Genomic DNA, 15,910 nt, shown 5'->3' on the forward strand with positions numbered 1-15,910 from the left:
AGTTGAAACTTCTCTATTTTTATTTTTTCTAGCAACTTCCCTTGCGGATACTTCGACTAGATTTATTAAATTTTCTGCTATATTAATATTTTTCTATCTCCATCTTTATACTGTTAATTATATCAAAAATATTGTTTTTTTGTTCGTATCTTGAATGTATGGATACATAAAATTTAATTTTTGGTTCTGTTCCAGATGGTCTGATCGTTATTTCTATTTCATTTTCTAATAAAAATTTTATTGCATTTGTGGTATGTTTATGTTCTTTTATTTTATGTACATTTCCTTTAATATCAGTTTCTTTTAACGTTTTGTAGTCTAGCTTTTTAATTATATTAATCCCTGCAAATTTTTTTTGGTTTTCTTTTCTAAATTTCGATATTAACTCTTCTCTTAAAAAATCTCCGTTAGATTCTTTAAAATTTTTGTTAATTGTAAAGTCTTTATAATATCCAAATTCTTTATACATTTCCTGTAGGTATTTTCCTATTGTTGTTTGATTTTCTTTTAGTTGAAACATTAAATAGCAAACTCCTTTTATTGCTGAAAATGCGTCTTTGTCTCTGGTTGCATTTCCGATTAGGTATCCATGACTTTCTTCACATCCTAGAATAAATTTTTTGTTTGGTTCTTTTTTTTGTATCTCATCTATTAAATGTCCTATCCATTTGAATCCTGTATATGTTCTGAATAATGTTGAGTTATATTTTTTTGCTATCTTGTCTAGCATTGGAGTTGTGACAAAAGAAGCTATCACAAATACATTTTTGGGATCATCTTCTCTGGATAATAAGTAATTCATTAGGAGGCATGCAATTTGGTTACCGTTTAAAATTTTCCATTTTTTATCTTCATTAAAAGCTATGCCCATTCTATCAGCGTCTGGGTCAGTTGCAAACGCAATATCACAGTTCTCTTTCTTTGCAAGTTTTATTACTCTGGACATGGCAGCCTGATCTTCAGGATTAGGATATTTAATTGTAGGAAATGCTGGATCGGGATTTATTTGACTGGGTTCAGTTAGAAGTTCTACTTTACTACCTTTGAATAGTTTCTTTATTATTGTTCCTCCTGTTCCATGCAAAGGAGTATATGCTACTTTTAAATTTATTTTTTTGCTTTTTGCATTGAAATCAGGAAATTCTTCGTTTATTTTTTCTATATATTGCATATCAATTTCATCATTGAGTTCAATTATTTTTTGTTTGTTTATTCCTTCTTGTTTTGAAAGTGTATTTTTAATATTAGATGTTTTTTGGATTTTCAATATTATTTGTGTGTCATTAGGGGGTATTATTTGAGCACCTCCTTTCCAATATATTTTGTATCCATTATATTCTTTTGTGTTATGACTTGCTGTTACCATTATTCCAATATCACAATCTAGTTTTCTAACTGTATAGGATAACTGGGGGGTTGGTCTTGGATTTTTGTATATATAAACTTTAAATCTATTTGAAGCAAAAATTTTAGCGGCGTCGTATGCAAATTCTTTTGAGAAATATCTTGCATCATAACTTATTACAACTTTAGGGTTTTTTATTATTTCAAGAATGTAATTGGCAATTCCTTGACTTGCTTTTTCAACGTTATAGGTATTGATATAATATGTTCCAGCTCCAATGATGCTTCTCATGCCAGCAGTACCAAATTCTATGTCTTTATGAAATCTATTGTGCGTTTCCCTTTCATTATTTTCTTTTAGTAATTTTATTGCTTCATCTTTAAAATATTTGTTTTTTTCAAGTTGGATATATTTTTCTAATTTTTTTTTAAGTTTGTTATTTTTCATATTATTTTTCTATATTTTATCATTTGAGAATTTATAATTAAATTCTCAAATGATAAAATATAGAAAAATAGAATTTGTAGAAGTTAGTTCTGATATTTTTAGTTATAGTTTTTTTACTTGAGGTTTTCATGCGATTTTGTTTAAAGTTTGATTATTATCCTGCTGGTGATCAACCAAAAGCAATTAAAGAAATTAAGCAATCTATTTTACTTAATAATAAATATCAAACTTTAAAGGGTGTTACAGGTAGTGGTAAAACTTTTACGATAGCTAATATTATTAGAGATTTAGAGCGTCCTTCTTTGATAATTAGTCATAATAAAACATTAGCAGCACAGCTTTATAGGGAATTTAAAGATTTTTTTCCAAATAATGCAGTTGAATATTTTGTTTCTTATTATGATTATTATCAACCTGAGTCTTATGTCCCTTCAAAAGATTTGTATGTAGAAAAAGAAGCTACTATTAATGAGGAAATTGAGATAAAGAGGATAAGGACGATAACATCTCTTTCCAGAAGGCGAGATGTTATTGTTATTGCTACAGTTTCTTCAATTTATGCGTTAGGCTCTCCAGAACTTTTTAAGAATGCGGCTCAGTTTTTTTTTGTAGGACAAAAAATTTCTATTAAGGAGATAGCAGATATTTTTGTTAAGCTTCAGTATGAAAGAACACTTGTGAATATTGAACATAATAAGTTTTCTATTAAGGGTGATGTTATTGAGGTATGGCCTAGTAATGAACATGGTGATTTTGCATATAGAATTTGTTTGGATTTTGATGAGATTGTTAGGATAACTAGGATTAGTCCACTTACAAAAAAGGTTTTAGGATCTACTGATGAATTCACTCTCTTTGCTAAATCTTATTTTGTTATTCCTTATGAAAATATATTGGATTCCCTTCCTAAAATATATGCTGATTTAGAAATACAATGCCATTATTTTAAGGAAAATGGTAAGCTTGTTGAGGCCGAAAGACTTAAACAGAGAGTAGAGTATGATATTGAGATGTTAAGAGAGACTGGGTCGTGTCAGGGTATAGAAAATTATTATAAATATTTTGATAGGAGTGAAATGGGTAGACCTTATTGTCTTTTTGATTTTTTTCCTAGAGATTATTTGCTCTTTATTGATGAGTCTCATGTTACTTTACCTCAGTTTAGAGGAATGTATAATGGAGATTATTCAAGAAAATTGAATCTTGTTAATTTTGGATTTAGACTTCCATCGGCACTTGAGAATAGACCCCTTAAATATAATGAGTTTGAGTCTTTGATTAATCAGGCTGTCTTTATTTCAGCAACTCCTGGTCTTGAAGAACATGAAAAGAGTAATATTATTGTTGAGCAAATAATACGTCCCACAGGTCTTGTTGATCCAGAAATTGTGCTTAGAATTTCGGACGGACAGATGGAAGATATTTATAGAGAAATTCAGAAAAGAATAGCTTTAAATGAAAAAGTTTTAATTACAACTTTGACTAAGAAAATGGCTGAGGATTTAACCGATTATTTGTTGAGTCTTGACATAAAGGCTAGATATCTGCATGCAGAGCTCAATGCTATTGAGAGAGTAGATATTATTACATCTCTTAGAAGATCAGAAATTAATGTTATTGTAGGTATTAACTTGTTAAGAGAAGGTTTAGATATTCCTGAAGTTTCTCTTGTTATTATACTAGATGCTGATAAAGTAGGCTTTTTAAGATCTACTACTTCTTTGATTCAAATGATTGGTAGGGCTGCTAGAAACTCAAATGGTTGTGTTATAATGTACTATGATCAAGTAAGTTGTGCAATGCAAGAAGCCATTGACGAAACTAATAGAAGACGCAATATTCAAATTGAGTACAATAAAAAAAATAATGTTATTCCAAGAACGGTTATTAAAAGAGTACAAAATATTTTAGAGAAAGAATTAAAACGTGAAACAGTTGATTATAATATTGAAAAAGTTATTTCTGATAAAAAATTGTCTCAAAAAGATCTTATTATTAAGCTTAAATTTAAACTTGAGGAGGCAGTTAGTGATGAAAGGTTTGAGGATGCTATCTTTCTACGAGATAAAATAAGAAAGATTCTTAAAGGATAAAATTTTTAAAAAGAGGAGTTTATATTTTTGAGAGAAAAAATTACTGTAAGGGGTGCAAGAGAGCATAATTTAAAAAATGTTAATATTGATATTCCTAGGAATAGTTTGGTAGTTATATCTGGAAAAAGTGGTTCTGGTAAGTCTTCTTTGGCTTTTGATACAATTTTTGCAGAAGGTCAAAGAAGATATATGGAATCTGTATCATCTTATGCAAGACAATTCTTGGGGGTAATGAAGAAACCTAACGTTGAGTATATAGGAGGACTTTCACCTGCTATTTCAATTGAGCAGAGAACAATAAGCAATAATCCAAGGTCAACTGTTGGGACAATTACTGAAATTTATGATTATTATAGATTATTATTTTCAAAAATTGGTAAGCCATATTGTCCAAAAGATGGGAGTTTAATAGAGGGGCAATCTCTAGATACGATGATTAATTCTGTTTTAAGTTATTCTGAAGGATCTAAGGTTATATTATTTGCTCCTGTTGTTATGGGAGCAAAAGGTACTCATAAAAAAGAGCTTGAAAATATATTAAATCAAGGGTTTAATAGAGTAAGAATAGATTCCCAAGATTATTTAATAGAAGATGCTGTTAATTTGAGTTTGGATAAAAATAAAAAACATAATATTGAAGTTATAGTAGATAGGATAAAATTGAATAGTGATATAAGAATTAGGCTTTCAGAATCTATTGAAACTGCTTTATTTATTTCTAATGGGTATCTACGTGTAGAGATTGAAAATGATTTAGAAAAGATAGACAAAATTTTTACAGAACATAATAGTTGTCCTTTGTGTGGGTTTTCTCTTCCTGCAATAGAACCAAGGCTTTTTTCTTTTAATAGCCCGTTTGGGGCTTGTAGTGAATGTTCTGGTCTTGGTATTACACTTGATTTTGATTTTGAAAAGATTTGTCCTAATGTAGAACTTTCTTTTAATGATGATGCATTTATTACTTTTAAAACCAGTTCATCTTGGTCTTTAGCGATTTTTAAAGGACTTGCTAAGCATTATAGTTTTAGTTTAGATACTCCTATAAAAGATATTCCGGAATGTATTCTTAGAAAGATTTTGTATGGAGCCAATGAAAAAATAGATTTTGTTTATCAGTCTAAAGGAATGGCGAGTGAAGAAATAGATGGTGGTTTTCGCTATTCTAAGGAATTTGAGGGCCTTATTCCTCTTTTGAAGAGGCGTTATCTTTCAACTGAATCTGAGAGTGCTAGATTGTTTTATGAAGGTTTGATGTCTCGCAAGATTTGCAATTCTTGTAAAGGTAAACGCTTGAGCCTTGAGGCTTTATCTATTAAGTTAGATGGAAAAGATATTCAGGAACTCAGTAACCTTTCTGTTATAGATTCTTATTTATTTTTTGAGAATATTGAGCTTGATGAGCTTGATACAAAAATTTCTAAAGAGATTTTAAAAGAGATTAAGAGCAGGCTTAAATTTTTAATTGATGTTGGACTTTCTTATTTATATTTAGATAGGATGTCTGGTACCCTTTCAGGGGGTGAGGCTCAACGAATTAGGCTTGCTACTCAAATAGGTTCAGCTCTTGCTGGAGTTCTTTATATACTTGATGAACCTAGTATTGGATTGCATCAAAGAGATAATGAAAAGTTAATAAGTACTCTTATTAGTTTGAAAGAACTTGGCAATACAGTAATTGTTGTAGAGCATGATGAGCAAACTTTGCGTACTGCTGATTATATTGTCGATGTTGGGCCTGGAGCTGGTATTCATGGTGGAGAGATAGTTGCTCAGGGAACTTTAGCTGATATTTTGAATAATGAAAATAGTTTGACCGGAAAGTATTTAAGTGGTCAGCTTAAAATAGAAGTTCCAAAAACAAGGCGTAAGAAGGGAAAAGAAGAAATTTTGCTTTTAAATGCTAATAAAAATAATTTAAAGAATATTGATGTTCGCATTCCTTTGGGAATTTTTACTGTAATAACGGGAGTTTCTGGTAGTGGTAAAAGTACTCTTTTAAATGAAGTATTATATCCTGCTCTTGATAGTAGGTTGAAATTAAATACAAGTTATTTTGATGGGTTTGAGGATATCATTGGATATGAACAAATTGACAAAATTATTCAGATAAATCAAAAGCCAATAGGTAAGACACCAAGATCAAATCCTGCAACTTATGTTGGGTTTTTTACAGAAATCAGAGAACTATTCGCTAAGCTTCCAGAGTCTAGAGCGAGGGGATTTAAGGCTGGTAGATTTTCTTTTAATATTAAGGGTGGGCGTTGTGAAAAGTGTCAGGGTGATGGATATTTAAATATTCAAATGCATTTTTTGCCTGATATTTTTGTTCCTTGTGATTTGTGTAAGGGTAAAAAATTTAATGAGGAAACCTTAGAAATTAGATATAAAGGAAAAAATATTTATGATGTTTTAGAAATGAGTGTTCTTGAGGCGAAAGATTTTTTTGAAAGTATTCCGAAGGTTAATCATTATTTAAACGTTTTAAAGGAAGTGGGTCTTGGATATATTAAGTTAGGTCAAGCCTCAACAACCCTTTCAGGAGGAGAGGCTCAACGGATCAAATTAGCTTTTGAGCTTGGAAAGAAGAGTACAGGGAAGACTTTTTACATTATTGATGAACCAACAACAGGTTTACATTTTGACGATATAAGCAGATTATTGGAGGTATTACAATTGCTTGTTCAGAATGGAAACACTGTGGTTTTAATAGAACATAATTTAGATGTGATTAAGCAAGCAGATTATATAATAGATTTAGGTCCTGAAGGTGGAGTGTCTGGAGGAAATATTATTGTATCTGGAACTCCTGAAGAGGTTTCAAAATGCAAAAATTCCTATACAGGAATGTTCTTAAAAAGTCTTTTGTAATATTATTTTTAATAAATATTTTTAATTATTTTGTCTTATTTGCTCAGGATGTTAGTGATAGTAGGAGTCTTGATAATAGGAAAAATCTGACTTTACTTCAAAAGGCTAATTTAAAAGAGCTTGAGCTTTCTAGTGATGAAGATTTGAAAAAATGGGCTTTAAAAGAAGGTATTCAAGAGAAAGATATTTCTAAAATAAAAGCGTTATTATTGGAACAATTTGGTATATCTCCTAATCTTTTTTCAAAAGATATAAAAGATTTAGGCAGATATAAGATAATTATTGAGAGTACAGATAATCTTGAAAATTTTACTTATGAGCTTACTGAGGATGAGAATATCATATTTAAAGGAAGAGTTAGTATTGTTATTGAAGATGTTAAAGATAATAAAAAGCACAGTATTAAGGGTGATAAAATTATTTTTAATAAAAAAACTAAGAAGCTTTTTTCTAGTGGGAATGTTGAATATACTCTTGATTTGAGTGTGAATGATAAGCTATATTTTTATGGTAGTGAATTATTTGTTGATTTTGATTCTCAAAATTTTCTTCTTAAAGATGGAATTGTTCAGAAGAAAATACATAAGAATTTAGTTGATCATATTGTTTCGTTTGGTGGAAAGGTTTTAAAGAGATTAGATAATGAGGTAAATATAATAGAAAGGGCTTTTATTACAACTAGTAAAGTTTTAGAGCCTTATTATTCTATTAAGGCTTCTAAGATGTGGATTTTGCCGTCTGGAGATTTTGGTTTTCTAAATGCCGTGTTTTATATAGGGAAAGTACCTATATTTTATGTTCCGTTTTTTTTTAAGCCAGGTGATAATTTGTTTTTTTATCCATCTTTAGGATATTCTTCAAGGAAGGGTCTTACCCTTTTTAATACTGTATATTTGTTTGGGAAAAAGTCTGCTGATATTAATGAGACTTCTTTTTTAGATTTTGATTTGCATGCAATATATAATACAGATAAAAAACCTTATATTAGAAATGGTTATTTAACTTATTTCTTTGCAGAAGATGTTGTCTCTAAAGTTAATAAGGACCATGTTAAATTTATTTTCGATATTTATTCTAATTTGGGATTTTATTTAGGTTTTGATTTTGATTTAAGTAATACTTTGGATGTTTTTAAAACTTTTGAAGGTACTTTCGGCATAGGTTTAACAAGGACTTTATATCAGAATAGTCTATCTGGTGGTTCCTATAGGTCTTTTGAAGAAAATAGTATAAAGTACTCTCTTTTTAGTTTTGATAATATAAATAAGGGTGATATATTTGGATTTGAGGTGCCATTTAGATATTTACTTAAATCTAAATCAGAATTTTTAGTTCGTGATGCGCTTTTTTCAGTGATTTTTGAGCATTATTCAGATCCTCATGTGATAATTGACTTTAAAGATAGATTAGAGAGTTCCACACTTTTTTCTATTTTGAGTTCTCAAAAAGATTTATCAGAAACAGAAAATCTGATAAAAACATTTGATTGGAATTTTTCTTCTTTTTATAATCAAACTTTTAGTAACAATACTCTTATTGATTATAGATTAAATAATTTTGGATTTACTTTTAAGTTGGCAGATTATGCGAATATCTTTGGTAAATCTCCTAAAAGAATTAAGGACCCAACTAGTAGATGGTTTTATTTAGAAAGAGTTTATATTCCTTATATTGATTTAAATTTTCAGAAAGATCTTTATAATAGCAGTTGGACATATTCTTTTGATGATAAAAATAAAGAGATACTTATGGCACCCAGAGTTAAAAATATTGGACATGATATTGTAGAAGATAACAAAGATAAAAAAAATATCAAAAAACATAAAGAAGAAAAAGATTTGAGTAAAAATTTGTATTTGTCTCCTGAGCCAATTGTATCTAACGATTTTGTTAAGCGGGATACTTTTTATTTGAGATTTGGAATTAATCCGTATTTGAAAAATAATATATTTTTTGAGAATTTTAAAAAGTCTCCCCAGGATTTTAAATATGATGTAAAGGCCTATTTATTTGATATTAAAAATAAAATGAATTTGAAGCTTCATGTTGATTTTTATGATCAACTTGTTAATTTTGAAGATGTTTTGTATCTCAATACTGTTGAGTATAATCCTTTAGATAAAGATTATAATTTAATCGCTAAAGATAAGAAGAGCGAACATTCAGTTATTAATAAAACTAATTTAGATTTGTTGCCTTTTGTTATGTATCCTTCTTTTTCTAGGAGTAGTATTAAGTATGAAAGCAAAGTAACTCTTTATTCATTTGACAGAAAGTATGATCAAAGTTCTAAAGTTTTGGATAGCAAGAGCAGTACTATTTTTTGGAAAAGTCCTGAAACTTTTTATCAAGAAGTTAATATGGGATTGATCTATGATTACAGATTTTTAACAACTAGTCTTTCAGGTATACTGAAAAATACTTTTGAAAATATATATGCTTTGTCTGAGCTTAAATTTACTTTGGAGTTTCCTTATTTATTGCAAGAGGTAGGTGTTGGAATAAAATATGATAAGAAATTTGAGGAAAAAAAGAATAAATTTCCTCTTAAGAAAATTAATATTGATAAAAATTTGAAGATGAGTCCTGCTTTATATTATAAGATAGAACCAAGATATTTAGATTATTTGAAACTTACTTTTTTAGTTGCTTATGATCCTTTGATTAATAGAGTGTCTGAGCTTTCGTTTAAGTTTAATTCTTATGATTTTAAATTTGCGTTTGCGATGAAAGATGAATTTGAATATAAATATGATAAATCGATTGGTGATTTTGTAAAAGTAGGATCTACAACTAAGTTTGTTCCATATTCTTTAAGTACTCAATATAAAAGAGATTTACATACTTTCAAATTTTTTGATGAAAAGTTTTCATTTGGATTAGCAATAGATGTTGGATGGGAAATGAATTTACAGAAATTTGTCGATAATGAACTTTGGGCTGAGTTCATTATCGAATTTAAGTATGCTAAATTTTTTGAATTGCACTTTTCTACTCGTTCTCTTAATACGAAAACTTTTAGATATTTTAGTGGATATATGAATCAGGTTGGTCTTGAGACAATTAATATTTTTACAGATCTGCTTGAATCATTTAATTTCTTTGACATTCAGGATAGAAAAGAATCATTATTTAAAATTAAGAAAATTAGTACAGGCTTTAAATTTAATTTTTACGATTGGAAATTTGGTGGAGAGTATAGTTTAAATCCAGATATTTTCAAGGATGCTAATGATAGGTATTCTTCTATTTGGAGAAATAATTTTTCAATTTATATTTCTTGGAACTTTTTTGAACCTGTTAAGTCATCGTTTGAAAATAATGCAAGTACTAATTATAAACTTTTAATTAACCGTAAATCTAATAGGTAATTGAAAATTTTAGATATAATAATGATATTAATTAATATTAATGTCTACTATTAAAAGCATTCTTATTATAGGTTTAAGTTTGAGTATATTTCTAGCATTTTTATTGCCAACATATCAGTGGTTTGGATTAATATAAATTTTACTATGTTATTTGCTTTGTAAATTATTGTTTCATCTTTTATGAAAACCAAGATCTGCAATATTATTACTTCCTGATATCAATAATATTTTTCCTCCTTTTTCTTCAAAGGTATTTCTTAGTTTGGTTACATTTTGAATTAATTTTATGGTATTTATATTTAAGTTTTTATTATAAAATCCTTTAGACCAATAATCAATTACTAGCTTGCTATCTCCAAATATGTTTTTTATGTTTTCTTTTAAAGCTATTTTTAATGCAACGTATAGCCCAAATAGTTCGCCATAATTATTGCTGATTCCATCGAAATTTTTGATATAATAATTATTATAATCATTAATTAGACTTTGATCTATAATCTTGTTGATTATAGATATTCCTTTTTCATTGACAACTCTGATTTCTATGCCTTTGCCTCTTCCGGTTCCAGAGTCAAAGTATATTCCTTCTGGATAGTAGATATCAGTTTTACCATCTCTTAAGAGCCAATTTTCTGCTTCTTTTTTTGTTTGGAAGCTTTTTATTTTGTTTGATTGTCCTTTAATTTTATTTTTGCATTCTTCCCAGGATGTAAAGATAATTTTTTCATTTTTGTTTTTTAATACGCATGCATAGTATTTTTTCATATTGAATTAGCTCCTTAGATATCAATAATTAGTTATATTGTAAGTTTTGCCAAATTTTTTCATTGAAACTTTTCATTTTATTGAATCTTTTATTTCTATATTATACTCGATAATTTTTTCTTTAAAAGTTGATTTAATGATGCTTTTTTTTCGTACATATGAAAAAAATATTCCTGGTATTCTATTTAATAAAGATCTATAATCATTTGCTTTTATTTTTTCGGTGGAATTCAGTTTACTAGATAATTCATAATGTTTTGATATGTCAAGATCAGTCTATCCTATTAACTTTCACAATAGTCAATCAAATAACAAATAGTGATTGGATTAAAGAGGTGGAGGCTAATCTGTCATTTATTTAATTAAGTATTGTATCTGTTTATTTTTTATAATTTTAATTATATTTAATTTTCATCTTTTAAGATTTAATATAAAATAAATTAAGATTTTTAAATTTTTTTATAAAAATAAGGAGTTTGTTATGCGATATTCAAAGCCAATAGATATATTTTCAGAAATAGGTTATTTAAAAAGAGTGCTGCTACATAGGCCAGGAGAAGAATTGGAAAACTTGACTCCTTTGATAATGAAGAGATTGTTATTTGATGATATTCCTTATCTTGAAGTGGCAAGGCAAGAGCACGATGCTTTTGCGAACATTTTAAGAAGTAGTGGAGTTGAGGTTGTCTATATTACGGATTTAATTAGTGAAACCATTGCTAAGTATGATGATGTAAAAGAACAATTTGTATCTCAATTTATTCTTGAGGCAGGAATTAGGACTGAAAATAGGACTAAATCTTTGCTAGATTATTTCTATAATATGTCTATTAAGGATATGATTTCAAAGATGATAGCTGGTGTTACAAGAGATGATCTTAAGAATTATAAGTCTGATTCTCTTAATTCTTTGGTAAACAATGAGTATCCTTTAGTTATTGATCCTATGCCCAATATGCTTTTTACAAGAGATCCTTTTGCAAGTATTGGTAATGGTATATCAATAAGTAGAATGCGAACTAGAACAAGGCGCAGGGAGACAATATTTGCTGAATATATTTTTAAATATCATCCTATTTATAGAGAAAATGTTCCTATATGGTATACTAGAGATGAAGATACTTCTTTGGAAGGTGGAGATGAGTTGGTTTTAAGTCAGGATATTTTGGCTATTGGCGTTTCTGAAAGAACTGAAGCTGAGTCTGTTGAAAAAGTAGCTCGCAATCTTTTTAAACAAAAAGCATCATTTAGTACTATTTTAGCTTTCCAAATTCCACAAAGTAGGGCTTATATGCATTTAGATACAGTTTTTACCCAAATAGATCATAATACTTTTACAAGTTTTACTAGTGGTGATGTAAGGTTTACAATTTATGCTTTGACTTATGATTTGAGTTCTGGAAGTATTAAAGTTAAAAGTGAAAATACTAGATTGGAGGATATTTTAGGTTTCTATCTTGGATGTAAGGTTAATATAATGAAGTGTGCCGGAGGAGATTTGATTCATGGAGCAAGGGAACAGTGGAATGATGGTGCTAATACTTTAGCAATATCACCTGGAGAAGTTATAGTTTATGATAGAAATCATGTAACCAATAAATTGCTTGAAGAATTTGGAATTAAGGTTCATAGGATTCCTTCTAGTGAGCTTTCACGAGGAAGGGGAGGTCCAAGGTGTATGTCAATGCCTTTGGTAAGAGAAAAATATTTAGTTTAATGGGGGTAAATATTTATGTCTGATTTACGAAATAGAGATTTTTTAAGGCTTTTGGATTTTAGTCAAAAGGATATTCGGTATTTACTTGATTTGTCTCATAAATTAAAGAAATCTAAGTATTCAGGAATTGAAGAACAAAGACTTAAGGGAAAAAATATAGCTATGATTTTTGAGAAGGATTCAACAAGAACAAGGTGTGCATTTGAGGTAGCTGCTTATGATCAAGGAGCGAATGTTACTTATCTGGGACCAACAGGTAGTCAAATAGGTAAGAAAGAGTCTATCATTGATACGGCAAGAGTACTAGAAAGAATATATGATGCTATTGAATTTAGAGGATTTTCTCAAAAAGCAGTTGAGGATTTAGCTAGATATTCTAATGTTCCGGTTTATAATGGATTAACAGATATTGCTCACCCAACACAGGTACTTGCTGATTTTATGACGATTGAGGAACATAAGGGGTGTTTGAGCAATTTGAAGCTGGTTTTTTGTGGTGATGGTAAAAATAATGTTGCTAATTCTTTAATGGAAGGATGTTCTATTATGGGAATGGATTTTAGAATATTTGCCCCAAGAGAACTTTTTCCCGATCCAGAATTGGTAGCAAAGGCAAGATTGATAGCAGATGAAAGTGGAGGTAGTATTGTCATTTCTACTTCTCTTGAGGAAACAGTTAGAGCTGCTGATGTTATTTATACTGATGTATGGGTATCTATGGGAGAAACTAATTGGAATGAAAAAATAAAGCTTTTAAGGCCGTATCAAGTTAATAGTAAATTAATGAAATTAGCAAAAGAAGATGCTATATTTATGCATTGTTTGCCCGCTTTTCATGATTTAAGTACATCCCTTGGTAAGGAAATATTTGATAAGTATGGACTTGATAGTATTGAGGTTACAGATGATGTTTTTGAACATGCTCGTTCTGTTGTATTTGATGAAGCTGAGAATAGGTTGCATACTATTAAGGCTATCATGGTCGGGACTTTGGGATAATTGTTAAAACCTAGAGATTAGGAAAAGATAAGATATAATAGGAGAGATAAAATGATTGAAAAAAATAAAATGCCAAGTAGTTTTACAATAATATTTTCTTTAATAATAGTGATGACTATATTAACTTATATAATTCCTGCTGGTGAATTTTCTAAGGAGAAGAGAAAAGTTAATGGGAATTTGAGAGAAGTTGTTGTGGCTGGAACTTATCATGCAGTAGAAAGGGTGCCTAGGGGATTTTGGGATGGTATTTTTACTATTTTAACTGCAATGCCTAAAGGAATGGAACATGCTGTTGAGGTTATTGTATTTATTTTAATTGTTGGTGGGGCTTATGGAGTGATTTTAAGAACAGGTGCGATTGATGCAGGAATAGTCTCAGTAGTTAAAAGGGTGGGAGATAAAGATAAACTTCTTATACCGTTAATGATGTTTATCTTTTCCGTAGGAGGAACTGTAATAGGCATGTATGAAGAAACGCTACCATTTTATCTTATTATGATTCCATTAATAATAGCTTTAGGTTATGATACTATTGTAGCTGTTTCAATTATTGGATTAGGAGCTGGTGTAGGAACTATGGCATCTACTATTAATCCATTTTCTACTGGGATAGCGTCAGCTATAGCTGGTATAGAAATAAAGGAAGGCTTTTATTTCCGTATTATTTTATATATAATTTCTGTGTTTTTGGCTATAGTGTATGTATTAGTATATGCTAGTAGAGTAAAGAGTGATCCTAAAAGATCTATAGTGTATGCGCAAAAAGAAGAGCATTACGATGCTTTTGTCAAAGGTGGTATCAGGGATAGTATACCTGAATTTACAAGTAGACGAAAGATGGTATTGGTTTTATATGGAATAATGATCTTGTTTTTAATGTATAGCATTGTGGAGCTTGGTTGGTGGATGCAGGAGATGGCGATGTTATATCTTGGTACAGCAATTTTATCGGCATTTATATGTAGGATTAGCGAATTACAGATGTGGGAATCATTTGTAGAAGGGACTAAAGATATGATAACAGCAGCACTTGTTATAGGTATGGCTCGAGGTGTAATGATAGTAGCTGATGAGGGCATGATTATAGGAACTATGTTGAATGCAGCATCAAAGTTTTTGTATGGAGTGCCTAAAGGGATGTTTGTAGTGTTAAATCAGCTTGTGCAGGTATGTATAGGATTTGTTGTTCCCTCATCATCTGGTCATGCAAGTCTTACTATGTCAATAATGGCACCATTGGCTGATTTTTTAGATATGCCAAGGTCATCAGTTGTGTTGGCTATGCAAACCGCATCAGGACTAGTTAATTTATTAACACCAACAAGTGGAGTTATAATGGCTGTCTTAGGTATAGCAAAGATAGGTTATGGTAGTTGGTTTAGATTTGTATTACCAATATTTGTGATCGAATTTGTAGTATGTATTTTAGTGATAATGGTGAACGTTTATTTATAAGTTGGAGTTGTATATGAGTAGAAGGGTTGTAGTAAGTATTGGGGGGAATGCATTAGAAGGTGGGGAAGGGGGGGCATTTTATCAAAACTTAATAAAGTTAGAGACTGGCGTATGTAAAATAGTAGATTTAATAGAGAATGATTATGAAGTTATTATCAGTCATGGTAATGGTCCACAGATAGGAAGAATTTTGCTAGAGAATGAGATGTGTAAAGAAACACCTTTGATACCGCTTGATGTGTGTGTGGGTATGAGTCAGGGAATGATAGGATATTATATTGAGCAAGTTATAAGAAATGAGTTATATAAGCGAGGAATTAGACGTGGAGTGGTAGTACTACTTACACAAGTGCTTGTGGATAAAGAAGATAAGTGTTTTAGAAATCCTAGCAAACCTATTGGACCATTTTATGATAAGAAAAGAGCGGCTGAGCTTGAGAGTAAAGGATATATTTTAAAGGAAGATAGTGGAAGGGGATATAGAAGAGTTGTGGCATCACCTAAACCTATTGAGATTATAGAAATAGAGGAAATAAGTGAATTAATGAATAAAGGTTTTATAGTTATTGCATGTGGAGGAGGAGGGATTCCCGTTATAATAGATGATAAAGGGGTACTTAAAGGAGTAAGTGGAGTAATTGATAAGGATTTTTCGTCATCTAGATTAGGACAGGATGTAGGTGCAGATAAGTTGGTGATGGTTACTGCTGTTGATCAAGTAGCATTAAATTTTGGTAAAAGAGATGAAATTTTGCTTGATAAAATAAGTAGTGTTGATTTAAGAAGATATATAGGAGAAGGACATTTTGCTTCTGGCTCTATGTTACCTAAAGTAGAAGCAAGTATG

General features: G+C 29.8%; 9 protein-coding genes. 7 read left to right on the forward strand and 2 right to left on the reverse strand.

From position 1 onward, the window contains the following. Positions 1-82 precede the first annotated feature (82 nt). On the reverse strand, positions 83-1,792 hold the full coding sequence (locus tag K5Q05_RS04180) for a phospho-sugar mutase (protein WP_025443395.1): 1,710 nt from the start codon (positions 1,790-1,792) through the stop codon (positions 83-85). A gap of 128 nt (positions 1,793-1,920) precedes the next feature. On the opposite strand from K5Q05_RS04180, the gene uvrB reads away from it, so the two are divergent. Genes uvrB through K5Q05_RS04195 form a run of 3 tightly spaced genes read left to right on the forward strand, consistent with a single transcriptional unit; the run spans position 1,921 to position 10,124 of the window. After that, on the forward strand, positions 1,921-3,885 hold the full coding sequence (gene uvrB, locus K5Q05_RS04185) for an excinuclease ABC subunit UvrB (RefSeq protein WP_025443394.1): 1,965 nt from the start codon (positions 1,921-1,923) through the stop codon (positions 3,883-3,885). 27 nt (positions 3,886-3,912) lie between these two features. Next, positions 3,913-6,753: an excinuclease ABC subunit UvrA gene (uvrA, locus tag K5Q05_RS04190; protein WP_025443393.1), complete on the forward strand. Its 2,841-nt coding sequence runs from the start codon at positions 3,913-3,915 to the stop codon at positions 6,751-6,753. Then, positions 6,708-10,124, forward strand: coding sequence for an LPS-assembly protein LptD (locus K5Q05_RS04195; RefSeq protein ID WP_044003287.1), 3,417 nt, complete (start codon positions 6,708-6,710; stop codon positions 10,122-10,124). Before uvrA ends, K5Q05_RS04195 begins: the two co-directional genes overlap by 46 nt. A gap of 171 nt (positions 10,125-10,295) precedes the next feature. Here K5Q05_RS04195 and K5Q05_RS04200 read toward each other — a convergent pair whose 3' ends face one another. Beyond that, positions 10,296-10,889: a ribonuclease H family protein gene (locus tag K5Q05_RS04200; RefSeq protein ID WP_025443391.1), complete on the reverse strand. Its 594-nt coding sequence runs from the start codon at positions 10,887-10,889 to the stop codon at positions 10,296-10,298. Positions 10,890-11,370: 481 nt separating this feature from the next. Here K5Q05_RS04200 and arcA point away from each other — a divergent pair, with 481 nt between their 5' ends. The 4 genes from arcA to arcC all read left to right on the forward strand — a co-directional run. Then, positions 11,371-12,606, forward strand: a complete 1,236-nt coding sequence (arcA, locus tag K5Q05_RS04205; protein ID WP_025443390.1) for an arginine deiminase — start codon at positions 11,371-11,373, stop codon at positions 12,604-12,606. A gap of 15 nt (positions 12,607-12,621) precedes the next feature. Continuing rightward, on the forward strand, positions 12,622-13,605 hold the full coding sequence (gene argF, locus K5Q05_RS04210; RefSeq protein WP_025443389.1) for an ornithine carbamoyltransferase: 984 nt from the start codon (positions 12,622-12,624) through the stop codon (positions 13,603-13,605). A 51-nt stretch (positions 13,606-13,656) separates the two neighbouring features. Next, on the forward strand, positions 13,657-15,063 hold the full coding sequence (locus K5Q05_RS04215) for a YfcC family protein (protein ID WP_025443388.1): 1,407 nt from the start codon (positions 13,657-13,659) through the stop codon (positions 15,061-15,063). Between the two features lie 13 nt (positions 15,064-15,076). Then, positions 15,077-15,910: carbamate kinase (gene arcC / locus K5Q05_RS04220; protein ID WP_221019296.1), on the forward strand; the 834-nt coding region annotated here is incomplete at its 3' end.

This window comes from Borrelia miyamotoi (genome assembly GCF_019668505.1).
In the GTDB taxonomy this organism is placed as follows: Bacteria; Spirochaetota; Spirochaetia; order Borreliales; family Borreliaceae; genus Borrelia; species Borrelia miyamotoi.